We start from the raw sequence: 14,932 nt of genomic DNA on the forward strand, positions 1-14,932 counted from the left end.
TTCAACTGATTATATTTTCCTATATCGATTATATCATTCCCATTCTACTAATCACTCAATCATGTGTTAAAATCAACCAAAAAAAAAAAAACGATGCCAATCTATCGGTGCCAGGCACAAAAACCACGTTGTGTGCCTGGCACCGATAGATTGCACCGATAAGCCGGTATTCCTTTAGATAACCAGATTGGATTCAACAGGAATACCGATCGTAAACGTCGTCCACTCATCGTTCGAATGACAACGAATTTCACCGCCATGCTTCTCAATCAACTTTTTACAGATATATAGACCGATTCCGGTTCCAAGATCTTTCGTCGTGTAAAAGGGTTCAAAGATGGCTTCGATGGTCTCCTCCTTAATCCGCGGGCCATTATTGGAGATCTCCAGTTTTGTCTTGCCTGCTTCTTCTTCACAGGAAACGATGATCTGACGGTGGCCTTCCACTTCTTGAAGAGCGTCAATCGAGTTCATGATCAGGTTAAGAAAAACCTGTCTAAGCTCATCCCTGTTCCCCAATACCCTGATGGCCGTATCACACTTAAAATCAATGGTTACATCGCCATCCAGAAGGCTGGGATACAAGAATTCAATGGTTTCTTCAAGATGGTCGGAAAGGATGATCTCTTCCCTTACACTCTCAATTAAATCTTTTCTCGACACATGTAGGAATTGAGAGATACGGTAATTCAATTGCTCAAGCTCATGCTGCATTATATCCAGATACGGTAAGTCAGGATAACCGTTCTGCAAGAGCTTGGTGAACCCGATGATGGAAGTGAGTGGGTTTCTAAATTCATGGACAAAGCTCGAACTCATCTGTCCCAGAATCGTCAGCCTTTCTTTATGGGTCTGGTCGATATACGACTCTTTTTCCTGGAGCTGCTGCTCTTTGATTTCCGTATATTTTCTGACGGCCAAGTAGGAAAAACGGTCGAATAACGCATTGATTTCTTCAAAGATGGGCTGTAATTCCCGGAGCTCGATCCCTGAATTACTTACCCATTTTATGATGATGCTTTTTCCTATATTCACGTTGTACACAAACTCACTGATATTGACGTTTGCGTTGACTCGTTCCAGTGCAGTCTTGTGGGCAAGGTAGGTAATTTCTTCTTCACTGAGGGGCTTCTCGATCGCACGTTTCACTAATTGAAACATTTTCACCCCATTTTTCAACACTTCTTCTTTATATAAATCGTTTTCTGAAATAACGATGTCTTTTAGCCAATTATGTAAAAATTCATCTGAATGATTTTCCAGAAATTGTATCAGCGTGGTTGAAGCACTAGTCATTGAATGGCAGTCCCTTCATTCCGTTTATTGTCAAAATATTCGTTGATATCATCATAACAGAAAATAAGGGATAGGATGAGAGTCATTTGGTATTTTATTAGTTGGGGAATAATTGAAACAGATGAAAATAAAATAAGACCAATGAACACCCGAGGCGTCATTGGTCTTTCTGATATTTCCTATAAACCGCTGAGCTCCTCTACCACTTTTTGAGAAACGGCACCTTCTCCCCCAAGTACAGTATAGTACCACGTTCCATTTTCTGAAATATATTTCCGTACAGCGTCAGGAACCTTATTTTTTTCTACCAGGATGATAGGTTCGTAGTATTTGGAGGCGAGTACAGAACCAGTCAGTGCATCGGCAAAGTTTTGACCGGTGGCAACGGTGATGATATCTCCGGGCATTTCAAGTTGTGTGGCGATGTTGACCGATGTTTCATAACGGTCTTTACCTGAAATCCGCACAGGATTCTTTGTAGCAAGTTGCTTTTGGACTCCGTCTGAAATGGCTGATTTTCCTCCTACGATGATTGTGTCCGTGACATTTTTCAGAGCCTCCTTCGTTTCATCTGCTAATGCATTAGCAGGACTTAACAGGATAGGTATTCCACTTGAGGCAGCAAAAGGGGCAATAGATAAAGCATCAGGGAAATTGCCGCCGTAGGCAATGACTGCCTGATCGTAATACCCTAATTCTTTTGCAAGTTTCGCAGCCGTTTCATATCTGGTTTTCCCCCCGATTCGACGGACATCCAAGCCGTTATTCTGTAAATCCTTTGCAACTTTAGCTGATATTGCACCCTCCCCCCCTAAAATGACAACCTTCTTAGCCCCTAATTCTTTTATTCGTTCTTTCACCTTACCATTTAAGCTATCCTTTGGATTTAATAGGATCGGTGCATCATTTTGATAAGCGAATGGGGCACCTGCCAAAGCGTCAGGGAATGTGGTGTCTCTTGCCAAAACAACCGTTTCAGCACCGTCAGGCCATCCTACCTTTGAGATTTCAATGGCGGTTTCGTGCCGGTCTTTTCCGTAAATCCGATACACATTATCCACGGTTTCCTCTCCAGTGAATGCGGTCAATCCATATACTCCATCCCCGCCGAACATATTCAGGTCAGTGGCTGCAAGATAATAGGAACCTGGAGGAAGAGAATAATAGATCTGGAGATTGTCGCTACCATCTTCCAGCCATTCATCGGGATAGACAGGCTCTCCTTCCTGGGTGAAAAGCAAATACCCCAGATCATTGAGAGTCGTCAATGTCGATCCGTAAATATACGTATCTTGCATTTCATCGATATCCAAGCTGTAAAAGTCCAAGTCTTCAGACCACCAAAAGGTGCCGAGTACGATGTCGTCGAGGCGGATGTAGTCAGCCTGGTAAGGGTAATCATTGGGTTCCAGTTCATACACTTCACCCATCAACTTCATTTCATCGGGCTTGTTTAATCCTTTCATCCTTTCTTTCAGCCTGGTGAAGGTAGAGTCATCCAGTGTTGATGTAGATGGTTTCTTTGAGAGAGATTGAAGTTCTTCTTTAATCGTTGTGTAATCAAACGCACCAGCGGCAAACGACGGCGAAACACTCAAACAGAAGATCAATAGAATGACAAATAAACCGGTACTGATTTTCTCCATGACTCCAGCCCCTTCGGATTGAAAATATATGTAACGCTCAACATCGGTTTACAAACTTATATTATTTGAGAAAGCTGAATTCTAGACGTGAAAAAATTGGTTCCATTATTTTCTTATATATAATGGATAAGTGGAAAAAGGAATATTTTTAATACGCGATTTAGCATAAAAAGTGAGGTTTTGGAAAGAAAAGCAGTTGGGAATGAAGGATGGAAATATTGCAAATTAGATTATCAAACTATATCTTAGAAAATACGTTTTCTTGGTTTGTTGAGAAACTTCATAAATACTCGTTTTTTTTCTGTTTTAAAGATTTTTATCCCTACTAATTTTAATGGCGTCCATACTTCTTTCATATAATATCCGGACATTGTCATTCCTCCTAACAAAGTGATATATTAACATATATTTCCTACACTTCTATTATAGGATATATTTCAGAATAATCTATAAATTAAGAATAAATACTTATCGACACCTTTTTCAGAGAAGTGCATTACTATCAAAGGTTTTATTAAAACCGGCGGCTAATTAATTTTATTATTGTAAGGTTTATCTCTTCACATAATTCTAAGTACCCACAAAACTAATATTTATAACCTATTATTATCTAAATAATCTTCCCCATTATTCTTTAATTTTCGACAATAACTAGTTCATACTTATTACTTTGAAATCCGAAATGAATGAGAGGAAATAGTGTATTGCTCTAATATACCTATATCCACCTTCTCCTCCCGCCAATAAATACCTATTTATTCAGACTATTAAGATAATAGAAATGAATCATGTAATTATTTTCCACCCTCTCTATACTTGTACATAAGTTACTAAAGGAGGAGATAATTTGAAGAAAATACTAATCGCACCAATTATCCTTTCTACTACTCTCTTTTCTGCCGCCCTTCCGTCCAGCGATGCCCTTGCCGTCCAACCCCAGGAACACGCTGTAAATACAGCCTCAAAAGAATGGAATGAGATTGCCAATGTCCCTCTTTTTGTAAAAGAAAAGCAGGCAGTCAAACGCCTTGCAGTTAATTCTAATGATGCTCTTAACTATCTGGATCAACATAAAAGTAAAATTGGAATGAAGAATCCCAAAGCCAGTTTGAAAGTGAAGGAATCAAAAAAAGATGAGCTGGGGATGACCCACGTCCGCTTCCATCAAACAAAGAATGGACTGCCTGTTGAAGGATCTGAAATCATTGTTCACTATAACAAAAACAGTGAAATCACAGCTGTGAATGGCTCTTACAATGAACAAGTGGAAACGAGCGAACTGAATACGTCTACGCTCGTTACCAGCGAAAAAGCGGTAGAAGCAGCGAAAGCCTCTGTTCATGCTCCAGAAAAAACAGAATACACTCCTACATCGGAACTCGTAATCTACCCGTTTGAAGGGAAAAATCATGTGGCCTATAAAGTGAATGTGAACTTCCTGGGAGAAGAGCCTGGAAACTGGTTTGTGTTCGTTGATGCGAAAAGTGGAAAAGTGGTGGATCAATACAATGGAATCATGCATTCCGAAGAGATCAAAACTCAAACAGGAACAGGAACAGGTGTATTGGGTGAACATCGTCTTCTACATATCTCACAAGTAAAGGAACCGCATTCAGGCACCGAATTCCAGATGGCGGATTATAGCCATGAGGATTTGGAGGGGATTTTAACGTACGATTATCCTTCAAGAGAGATATTCTCCAATAAGGATGCTTCATTTAAATCAGAGTACGATCGTCCTGCCGTGGACGCCCATTTTAACTCAGAGAAGGTGTATGAATATTATCTTAATGAGCATGACCGAAATTCCCTTGATGATGAAGGAATGGCGATCATTTCTTATGTTCATTATGGAACAAATTATAACAACGCCTTCTGGAACGGTCGCCAAATGACGTACGGTGACGGTGATGGAGAATTCATGGTTCCATTATCTGCCGGTCTTGACGTGGCCGCCCATGAAATGACTCATGGGGTCATTTCCAACTCCGCCAACCTTGTGTACCGCTTTCAACCAGGGGCGCTAAATGAAGCTTTCGCAGATATCTTCGGTGCATTGATCGATGACGAGAACTGGGAGCTCGGTGAAGACATCATGGCACCGGCTGCCAAAGCAGACGGCAGAGAATCTCTTCGCAGCTTAAGTGACCCAAGCAAATACCCGGTAGGAGCAAAATATGTAGAGTACGGAAATGGTGAAGGCAAATATCCATCGCACATGGATGAATTTTACGATCTTCCCCGTTCCTTGGATAACGGAGGTGTTCATATTAACTCGTCCATCATTAATCATGCCGCCTACCTCACGGCTCAGGATATTGGACGCGAAAAGCTCGGAAAAATTTATTACCGGGCATTGACGATTTATTTGACGCCTGTGTCTGATTTCAGTGATGCCCGTCAAGCGATCATTCAATCTGCTGTCGACTTGTATGGAGAAGGCAGTGCAGAGGCAGAAGCAGCTGCCGGTGGCTTTGATTCTGTGGGGATTATGGAGTAAAATAGGATATTAAAAAAGCATGAAGATCCATTCTTCATGCTTTTTTACGTTTCTCATAACCATTCAGGTAAGGAATTTTCTAGAAATACATTTTTCTCGAACTCCTCTGGAGACATTGGGTGACCAATCCCATATCCTTGCACCAAATCACAGTTACTAGTTTTCAAGAACAGGTATTCCTCCTGACTCTCCACCCCTTCTGCGGTTACGTTTAAGTGAAGGTGTTTTGCCATGGATATAGTGCTTCTTACAATGGCCTGGTGATCTTCATGAGAAGTAATTCCTCTAATGAAGGATCGATCGATTTTCAATGTATCTAAGGGATATTTCTTTAAGTAACTAAGAGATGAATAGCCCGTTCCAAAGTCATCCATAGATAAACTTACTCCTAACCTCTTTAGTTCCTGTAGTTTAAACACCATCACTTCTTGATCGCACATGGCAATGCTTTCTGTTACTTCTAAATCAATGTAAGCTGGATTAATACTGTATCTCTTGATACTTTCTTCTACTTTACCAACAAATGATTTGTCCAGAAGTTGTCTAATCGATATATTAACGCCTACTTTCAATGCTTTGTATCCCGCTTTTTGCCATTGCTGATTTTGTTTCAAAGCATGATCGAGTACCCATTGCCCAATAGGGATAATCAGCCCGGTTTCCTCAGCTATTGAAATGAATTCAGCTGGTGATACATTACCTAAGCTGCTACTTTCCCAGCGGATGAGTGCTTCCATTCCACATATCGATCCTGTCTTCACATTTAAGAGTGGCTGGTAAACAAGGTGAAATTCTTCCTTTTCGAGAGCATTGCGTAATTCTTTCTCAATAACCATTTTCCTATAAAACTGTTGATTCATTTCTTTGCTGAACAGTTGAAAGCTGTTCTTTTCTCGATCTTTAACATAATACATTGCTGTATCCGCATTTTTCATTAACGTTTTTGCATCTTCACCATCTTCCGGATACATGCTGATTCCGATACTGGGGGTAATATAGAATTCTTGATCCATGATTAGAAACTCTTCGCTAAATTGTTCAAGAAGGAGCTTGGCTGTTTTAGTCGCTTTTTCTCTTGAGAAATTAGGAAACAGTAAAGTGAATTCATCGCCACCCTGTCGATAGACCTTTGAATTAGACAGCTGATTTATTTCAAGGAATTTCTCTAATCGTCTTGAAACTTCTATTAATAGCAAATCTCCAAAATCATGACCCAAAGTATCATTAATATATTTAAACCTGTCCAAATCAATCAACATGATAGCAGCGCTGATGTTATGAGAAGTGTGATCTATTAAAACAGAGGTTAAATCCTCATTGAACAGTCTTCTGTTCGGTAAACCTGTTAATACGTCATGATTTGCTTGATGAATGAGTTCGTCTTCATGCTTTTTTCGCTGTGTAATATCTGTTGATACCCCCAGCAAAATGGTATCGTCCCCACTGACGATCGGAATTTTCGTCGTTTGCAGCCACCTGATATTCCCTTCTTTATCAGTGAAATATTCCTCGGGAATGGATACACCTTTTAACTCTGAAAGGATCGCTTTATCATTACGATAAATAGAAGCAGCCATTTCTTTATCAATTTGTATGTCGAAGTCCGTTTTCCCGAGCATTTCTTCTTTGGTTAAACCATAAAGCCCTGCATAGGATCCATTCACTAGAGAATACCGTCCATCTTTATCTTTTGCATAAATGTAATTAGGATTTAAATCAATTACTGTTCTTAGGAAAAGCCGTTGTTCATCAAGCTGTTTGTTCATATCTCTAACAATTCCAACATGCATTCGGTTCGAAAGAATTAAAATGGATATGGCAAACACCATGACTGATATGGCACTGGGAAGCAATCTGGATTCAGGAAACATATTTAAAATCCCTATTCCATACCCAACAGCTGTAGAGAGTAGAAAATGAAACAAAAATGACCGCAAAGCTGAATGATGTATTCTTTTAGAAATAAAGAATGAAAGGATCATACTTAATCCAAATAAAAACACATTCGTATGGAAGACCCATGATAATTCCCCGTATACAGGAAAATAAAATTCAAAGGATCCCTTTGGTTTTATTAGAATAAGTGTATCAATTCCATGCCTGCTCCAGCCTACTAAATAAACAATAAAACTCCAGACATAAAAGAAGATAACGCTATATTTATTCATCACAAAACGCCATTTACTCCTTTTAAAGCTTGGAAATTCTTCTTGATAAATGGTGTATGCCACATAATACAACGTTGGAGATACAAGGATGGATCCTATTCGAAATAATCTGAAATACAGATCGATGGTTTCCTGGGATAATACACCATAAGCAAACAATAAAGCTACATCCACCTGCCAAAAAGACGCTAATAGCAGGAATAGAAATAAGACTTTAGAAAGTTTACTTTTCTTGAACAATAAAAGAACAGTAATCCCAATACTAAGTGGAATAAGGGCGACTAGAAGTAAAAAAAGAAAAAACATATGAAGTAAACCCCCTATTTAGTAACGATGACACAAGCGTTATTCCCACTATTTCCATGAGTCGTAATACTTACAGTGCTTACTGGTTGATAGACGGTTTGGTACACAATCGGTAAGTCTTCAAATCCCTTCCCTCCTGTCTTAATTGTAGGAGGTATGAACCCATATTCAATAGAAAGTAAAGCAGAAATCATTTGTATGGCTCCCATCGCTGCAAAGGAGTGACCAGTCATTCCCTTTATGGATGTTAGCGGAACTGTGTTTGTCAATAGTTTTTTATGTATGATCCCTTCAATTCGATCATTGGTTTTGAGTCCCAGGGCTTGACTATTTACATAGCAAGGAACAGTATTCCCTAACGTTTCTTTATAAACAGAAAGCATCTCTTCTCCCGTTTCATCAGTATGCAAAATAGGCTTACCTTCATTCCTTGAGCATACTTTTTCAACTCTGCCATATATGGTTTTACCATGCTTTAGCGCTATCTCTTCAGTCTCTAATACCATAATCCCTGCACCTTCTGAAAGAACAAAACCTTGATGATCTGTTGAAAAAGGGACGCCTGTTTCATTGATATGTACACCGGAAGTAATGGCCCTGGTCTTAATAAATCCATTGATACTCCATTGTCCAAGTGGTGCATCTGTCCCACCAACTATACAAGCATCAACTTGTCCGGCTTCCAATAAGAGTTTTGCCAATAGAACCGCATCTAAACTTGCTGTGCACCCTGTGGTTATGGTAAAGGTCGGACCTCTTGTACCTATATGTTCCGCTACGGTAGCTGATAATGTATGTGAGTCAACAAGTGAGACTCCATGCAATGGATACTTCTTCATGTTCAGTGCGACTGAAGAATAGTGCTCCACTTCAAGAATGGCTCCAGCTGAAGTACCTATAATGATAGCAATTCTATGGGGGGCGCATGATAATCCAGCCATTTCAACAGCATCATTCGCAGCAGCTAATGCCATTCTTGTGGACCGGGGATACCTTGTATAATTTTTTTCTCTCAAAATCGCAAAATCATCTTCTATTAATCCGGCAATTACACTGGACTGATCTTTGCCTCTATTTTCAAGAACGGAGTGAGTGCATATACCGTTCCTTAATACCCTTTGAAAGTCTTCTTTACTTAATACACCTGGTGCCTTAATTCCGTACCCTGTTATCACAATGTTGTCCACTGAAATCATCCTTTAAATTAGTAGAAGACGGTGTTACTATAACACGTTACAATGCTTATTATATATGAGATAACTAGACATAACCTATCATTTCACGACAAATATCTAGGAAGATAGATACATTTCTTAAAGGTAAATATAAAGTTAAAACAGTGGATAACACGAGATGATTAGTTCTAGTCTTCTTATAAGGATTAAAAAGTTGAATTATATAGAAAAGCATGAAGATATTTCTTCATGCTTTTAAGAAAATGCATATTGCACCGTTATTAACTACTGCCCAAAATCAAACCGCTCTTCAAAATCAAAAGGTATCTGGAATTGATCACGTTCCCCCGTTAAATACGCCACATCAAAATACGTCTTCTGAGGCCTTGGCAGTTTATCCACCCATGGGGAGTAGGTTTTAAACCTAATCACCTTATCAGATTCATCGAATTCTGCAAATCTCATCCAGCCATTGCCACCGTGATAGCTTGACTGGTAGTCGACCAGCATTTGTAAAACCTGATTACCTGCTGCATTTTTTTTCACTCTGTGAGTGGAGCCTTGATGATGGCCATTGACCGTCATGAATACCTGGTTAAAAGGATGGACCAGTTCATCCCAAGCCAGTGTCCCCCTCTCTGTCTCAATGGGAGTGTCTCCCTCTATGTTGAGGATTTGATGAGAAAGAAGGATGGTTGGTGTTTTGGGATGTGCTTTTAGAACCTTTTTTGCCCATGGAATGTCCTCCTTCATATGTTCCATGTCGAGGGATAGGAATAAGTAATGATAGCTTCCCGCTTTAATGATGGAATACGAACTATATCCAGTAGGGGAAGCCCCTTTAAAATACGATTTGTCCTTAAAACGACCTGACCCATAATATTTAAGATAGGGATTTCCTTTACCGTAGTCATGATTCCCGGCAATCGTTACATACGGTGCCTTTCCCTGGTCGAGGAGACCGACGCTTGTAGACGAGTGGACCCATTCCTCCAACGAATCGCTTTGATCGACCATGTCTCCTAAGAAAGCGGTCATGGCGAAATTCAACTTTTCATATTTCTTAGAAATCCATCTCATTTGTTCTTTGAAAATTTCTGGTTTAGAGCGTACCGTTTTTTGAGGATCAGGGACAAAAAGAAAGGAATAATTTTTCTTTTTTGTTCGTAAGGATTGATAGTGATTGGACCCGTTTTGGACGTGGTCACCCGCCTTTTGTTGGATAAGCCATTCTTCTTGTGGAAGAGCTCGATTGGCGATGCGTATTTCCTGTAAATTCCCCGAAAACAAGGCATCTGCTTTGTTCTCTTTTTCTGATGCCCCGATATTCCATCCCTTTCCTTTTGCAACATCAATCCCGAATATTTCAGCGTCAGTGGAGTGCCTGAAGTCAGCCACTCCATTTATATAGATGCTTGAATGTTTCCCATCATTAACGACCGCTACATGATACCAGTTTTCTACACTATCAAGGGCAAGGGACCAATCTGTCTCGCTGCGTTGAAGATTTAATGGCTGACTGGCCCACTGGACTTGTTTAAAATCGGAGACAGATAAGGTGGAGCGCCCGCCACCCCTTGACATAATGCCCATTCCACCGTGATCTTTAGGAGAGAACTGTTTCGGCAGTTTGAATAATACCTCGATGGTATATCCGTTTTTAAAGCGATTATGATTCAAAGGGGCATCCTTGTCGGTTTGAAAATATTGACCTCCGGCATCACTTTTTTTGTGATGAAACTGCAGAGTCTCCACCCCATCCTTTTGTTCGTAATCTTCTTCAGACCAGCGTACGGAAGGAATCTTTTGATTGGAGTCTTCCAGGTTGATTAACCGGAGATGATTCGCGTTCCCACTTACATCTCTCATCACCAAATCCTTTTCGGTGATGGTCCCGGATTGAATATAATCCTTTGAGAAGATCCAGTGGGCGGCAATGGCTGAAGAAGGACCTTTCTCTTCCATGTCCCGTCCGGAAATGACAGGAGGGAACAACACCCAAAGCAGAACCATCAAACCCGCAAGTCCCGTTATGAATAGCAGGTGTTTTTTGTCTAATCTCAATGTCGTCCCTCCTTTACAGGCGTTTTCTAGTTAGTATGGACCGTGTCGAATAATAGATGTATCGCATTGAAACAAAAAAAAAATCCTCTAATGAATCATCATTAGAAGATTTTATTCGAGCACTTCACTCACTGAGGTCCGTCCCTCTCATCAACCGGATTTTTTGACCAGGCTCCACTAATTCCAATAGTTCAAGGTCTTTCTCGAGAATGCTTCCGATCACGTTCACGGCAGGGTTTTTCTCCAGGTCATTTCGGACAATCTGCATTTCCCCTTTGTAGCGTCCATACAGAGCATTGTCCTGGGTGATGGTGCCTCGTGGTCTTTCTACAGTATTTGAAGGGGGAACATCGTGACTCTTCCTTGTATCCAGCAATCGATACACATCTCTTCCCGGATCAGGTCGGAGCTGATATTGTCCTTCCATTTCAACGCCGCCCTCATATGAAAGCTCCAATACATTTTCTTGATCAACATCCGCTAGTTTACGAAGCAATTCCTGTGAACATCCGGGATCCCCAATGAATACACCCTGAACACCCCAGTACCTCAATTGTATGGCACTCACAAATGGGTTTTGATCACGATGATCTTCCAAAGTTGGGAGACCCTTGTATAACGGTCCTCTTTTTTCATCGTCACCCGGGATAAAGGCATAAACCGGAATGTTTATAGCTTCAAACAGTCTTTGCTGTTTCATAAAGTAAGCCCGATCCAATCCCGTTTCAGGCTTGGGGTAGAAATTATGCCACGCAATCATGCTTCCTGTTTCCAGTCCGCTGTCGATCCAATCTTTCAGTTCCCTTTCCTCGACGGTACTGGCATTGATGGCAATCTGGAAGTGATGGGATAACGCCACCATCTCTTCTGCCGTAAACCCATCATCCAGACGCAGTGCCGTCAAACCCAATCCTTTTAACTCTTCAAAGCTGTCTAACCCTAAAAAGGAAGGCGTGTTCTTTGAAACATCAGCAAACACTTCGAATCCTTCTCTTTGAAAAATGGATAACAGGTGACGGACATGCTCCCTGCTATACACCGACTCTTCAGGAATGTGAAGAGAAGTGAACGCAAGCTTGATACCTAATGAAGAAGCTCGAAGAATTCTCTCTTCGGCTCCTTCGTCAGATAAATAAACGGAGATCCCGATCATTCGAACTCACTCGCCATTTCGTCTTTAAAGCCAACCAGATACGTGATGGCAAATCCGGCTGCATAGGCAATTAAAAGTCCGATCGTGTAGTATAGAATTTCTCCTGCATTCACAAGGAAAATCAGGGGCAATCCTGATACACCGATCGCGAATGTCGCAACATCAAAGTACGCTTGGAATGCTCCTCCGAATCCGGCACCTATACAAGCTGTCAGGAATGGTCGGCCTAGTGGTAACGTCACACCAAAGATAAGCGGTTCACCAATTCCAAGCATCCCTGCCGGAAGTGCTCCGCCAATCGCTCTCTTCAACTTCTTCTTCTTCGTTTTCATGAAGATCGCGAAGGCTGCTCCAACCTGTCCTGCTCCACCCATTGCAAGGATCGGAAGAAGCGGGTCGTCCCCGATCGTGTTGATCAGTTCCAAATGAACCGGTGTCAATCCTTGATGCAACCCGGTTACGACGAGTGGCAGGAAGGTGGCACCAAGTACAAATCCAGCGACCAATCCACCCATTTCAATCAATGAAAGGAGTCCGTTCGTGATTAAATCTGAAATAAATCCACCTACCGGCATGAATACCGTGTATGTTAATAGTCCTGTGACAAGTAACGCAATGGTCGGTGTAACGATAATGTCCACAGCCTGGGGAATCACTTTGCGAACATTTTTCTCCACGAACGCCATGAAAATGGCTGCAATCAATACCCCGATCAATCCGCCCCGGCCTGGAAGCAGATTTTCACCAAATAGCGTGACATCACCAATGGCAGGGTTGATGATCAGAATACCCGCCAAGCCACCAAGTGCTGCAGATCCACCGAACTCCTTCGCCGCATTCATCCCGACAAGGATACCAAGGTAGCCGAATAACCCACTTCCGATGATTGATAGCATCATCACAAGCTGTGACTCACCATTTAACCAGCCGGCTTGAACGAAGAACTTCGTAAATCCTGTAATCAATCCTGACGCAATCAACGCAGGAATCAGTGGAATGAAGATATTTGCCACTCGTCTCAGAAGTAATTTAAATGGTGTGCTGTTCTTCTTTTTCAAATCCGCTTTTTGCTCAGCGGCACGGGCTTTCAGATCAAGATCACCTGATCCGGATGCAACCAGTTTCCCGAATTCTTCCGTTACTTTATTGACCTTACCCGGCCCTAAAATGACCTGATACGTTTCGTCTTCTACAAATCCCAGTACTCCTTCAATTTTCTTGATGTTGGCTTTTTGCACCAGATCTTCGTTATACACTTTCACTCTCAGTCTGGTCATACAATTTTCATAACTTGCTATATTATCGGCACCGCCAAACTGCTCTAAAATGATGCCAGCTAATTCCTTATTCGTCATTGTTCACCTTCCCCTTTCAAGTTGTATTCATTTCCCCTTCTATTCCTATGAAGAGAACTGGACAGGTACCCCTATACAAAAATCCTATTTTTCAATGGCTAAACGAACATAACCATTGGCATCTTCTAATCGGCTCTTCGCTTCTTCATAGCCACAGCCAAGAGTGATCATGACAATGGATGGTTTCACTTCGTTGTTCGCTTTCTTTAAGGTGGATGCTGCGGTTTCTCTATCAGCACCTGTGATGCTTTCAATGATCCCGATCGCCCGCTGTTCAAGCTTGTAATTACTGATATTCACATCCACCATCAGGTTTCCATAGGCCTTTCCAAGCTTGATCATGGCCGCTGTCGAAATCATGTTGAGGACCATTTTCTGTGCAGTACCGGCTTTTAATCGAGTGGATCCGGTCAATGCTTCCGGTCCGGCATCTACTTCAATCGCATGCTTTGCTTCAGCAGAGATTTTCGAGCCTGTATTACAGGACAGGGCAACCGTTGTCGCACCGAGTTCCCTTGCATATCTTAGACCACCGATGACATATGGGGTACGTCCGCTCGCTGCAATCCCGACGACCGTGTCCACCTCTGCCAGCCCTATTTCTTTCAGGTCGGATACACCTAGCTCCTCATCATCCTCTGCTCCCTCAACCGCTTTGACGAATGCTTTCTCCCCGCCGGCAATCAATCCGACCACGACGTCACTGCTGACACTAAAGGTCGGTGGACATTCCACCGCGTCAAGCACACCGAGTCTGCCGCTTGTACCTGCACCTATATAAATCAATCTCCCGCCTTGAGAGATGGACTTCACTACTTCGTCAACCACTTGTTCCACTTGAGGAATCACCGCTTGAACGACCGAAGCGACCTTCTGATCTTCCTCATTCATCATGCGGAGAATCTCACCTGTACTGGCCGTATCGATCCCCAGCGTATTCTGATTCACCTTCTCTGTTGATAATTCAAAAAATTTATCTTCTTTCATAAGTCATTCCTCCTAGAAAATCTGAATGCGTTTTCATTACTTATATTAATATCACTTTTAAAATAATATTTCAATTGTATTTTTAAATATATGAAATTTTATTTTAAAATAGACCGATGTTTTTTGTGGAAAAGGAGGAGAAGTTTTCTAGTTGGGGGGTACATTCATTAAAGTAAACATGGTTGTTTTTTAACAGTAGAAAGTACTGGTTGATTTCCGCTTCAGGTGCTCGCTTTCCGCGGGGCGTGAGTTGAGCCTCCTCGGGCTTTGCCCTGCGGGGTC

10 protein-coding genes are annotated in these 14,932 nt (G+C 41.6%); 1 reads left to right on the top strand and 9 read right to left on the bottom strand.

The annotated features are described in order from the left end of the window. Nucleotides 1–174: 174 nt before the first annotated feature. The 3 genes from ACFQWC_RS16190 to ACFQWC_RS16200 form a co-directional block, all read right to left on the bottom strand. Nucleotides 175–1,296 carry a sensor histidine kinase gene (locus ACFQWC_RS16190; protein ID WP_299742772.1) on the bottom strand — a complete coding sequence of 374 codons (1,122 nt, stop codon included), beginning with the start codon at nt 1,294–1,296 and terminating at the stop codon, nt 175–177. Nucleotides 1,297–1,475: 179 nt separating this feature from the next. Then, nucleotides 1,476–2,942 (bottom strand): cell wall-binding repeat-containing protein, encoded by a 1,467-nt coding sequence (locus tag ACFQWC_RS16195; protein ID WP_377108470.1) that lies wholly within the window; start codon nt 2,940–2,942, stop codon nt 1,476–1,478. 245 nt (nt 2,943–3,187) lie between these two features. Further along, on the bottom strand, nt 3,188–3,313 hold the full coding sequence (locus ACFQWC_RS16200) for a hypothetical protein (protein ID WP_299742766.1): 126 nt from the start codon (nt 3,311–3,313) through the stop codon (nt 3,188–3,190). Between the two features lie 476 nt (nt 3,314–3,789). On the opposite strand from ACFQWC_RS16200, the gene ACFQWC_RS16205 reads away from it, so the two are divergent. After that, a complete protein-coding gene (locus tag ACFQWC_RS16205) occupies nt 3,790–5,442 on the top strand; it encodes a M4 family metallopeptidase (protein WP_299742764.1) in 1,653 nt (550 codons plus the stop codon). 53 nt (nt 5,443–5,495) lie between these two features. On the opposite strand, the gene ACFQWC_RS16210 is transcribed toward ACFQWC_RS16205, so the two are convergent. The 6 genes from ACFQWC_RS16210 to murQ all read right to left on the bottom strand — a co-directional run bounded on the left by ACFQWC_RS16210 (nt 5,496) and on the right by murQ (nt 14,650). Next, nucleotides 5,496–7,916 carry a putative bifunctional diguanylate cyclase/phosphodiesterase gene (locus tag ACFQWC_RS16210; RefSeq protein ID WP_299742761.1) on the bottom strand — a complete coding sequence of 807 codons (2,421 nt, stop codon included), beginning with the start codon at nt 7,914–7,916 and terminating at the stop codon, nt 5,496–5,498. Nucleotides 7,917–7,930: 14 nt separating this feature from the next. Further along, entirely contained in the window at nt 7,931–9,103 is a 1,173-nt protein-coding gene (locus tag ACFQWC_RS16215) for a beta-ketoacyl synthase N-terminal-like domain-containing protein (RefSeq protein ID WP_341357033.1), read from the bottom strand. A 273-nt stretch (nt 9,104–9,376) separates the two neighbouring features. Further along, nucleotides 9,377–11,155, bottom strand: coding sequence for a laminin G domain-containing metallophosphoesterase family protein (locus ACFQWC_RS16220; RefSeq protein WP_377108473.1), 1,779 nt, complete (start codon nt 11,153–11,155; stop codon nt 9,377–9,379). A 124-nt stretch (nt 11,156–11,279) separates the two neighbouring features. Beyond that, nucleotides 11,280–12,308 carry a MupG family TIM beta-alpha barrel fold protein gene (locus ACFQWC_RS16225; RefSeq protein WP_377108475.1) on the bottom strand — a complete coding sequence of 343 codons (1,029 nt, stop codon included), beginning with the start codon at nt 12,306–12,308 and terminating at the stop codon, nt 11,280–11,282. Continuing rightward, entirely contained in the window at nt 12,305–13,663 is a 1,359-nt protein-coding gene (locus tag ACFQWC_RS16230) for a PTS transporter subunit EIIC (protein WP_299742749.1), read from the bottom strand. The genes ACFQWC_RS16225 and ACFQWC_RS16230 overlap by 4 nt, the downstream gene beginning before the upstream one ends. A gap of 84 nt (nt 13,664–13,747) precedes the next feature. Then, nucleotides 13,748–14,650: an N-acetylmuramic acid 6-phosphate etherase gene (gene murQ, locus ACFQWC_RS16235; RefSeq protein ID WP_341357035.1), complete on the bottom strand. Its 903-nt coding sequence runs from the start codon at nt 14,648–14,650 to the stop codon at nt 13,748–13,750. Nucleotides 14,651–14,932 lie beyond the last annotated feature (282 nt).

The sequence above is a fragment of the Rossellomorea sp. GCM10028870 genome (genome assembly GCF_042666755.1).
GTDB lineage: Bacteria > Bacillota > Bacilli > Bacillales > Bacillaceae_B > Rossellomorea.

Excerpts from the sequence above, each read along its gene's own strand:
- ACFQWC_RS16190 (WP_299742772.1), bottom strand. The coding sequence starts at position 1,296 with ATGACTAGTGCTTCAACCACGCTGATACAATTTCTGGAAAATCATTCA.
- ACFQWC_RS16195 (WP_377108470.1), bottom strand. The coding sequence starts at position 2,942 with ATGGAGAAAATCAGTACCGGTTTATTTGTCATTCTATTGATCTTCTGT.
- ACFQWC_RS16200 (WP_299742766.1), bottom strand. The coding sequence starts at position 3,313 with ATGTCCGGATATTATATGAAAGAAGTATGGACGCCATTAAAATTAGTA.
- ACFQWC_RS16210 (WP_299742761.1), bottom strand. The coding sequence starts at position 7,916 with ATGTTTTTTCTTTTTTTACTTCTAGTCGCCCTTATTCCACTTAGTATT.
- ACFQWC_RS16225 (WP_377108475.1), bottom strand. The coding sequence starts at position 12,308 with ATGATCGGGATCTCCGTTTATTTATCTGACGAAGGAGCCGAAGAGAGA.
- ACFQWC_RS16230 (WP_299742749.1), bottom strand. The coding sequence starts at position 13,663 with ATGACGAATAAGGAATTAGCTGGCATCATTTTAGAGCAGTTTGGCGGT.
- murQ (WP_341357035.1), bottom strand. The coding sequence starts at position 14,650 with ATGAAAGAAGATAAATTTTTTGAATTATCAACAGAGAAGGTGAATCAG.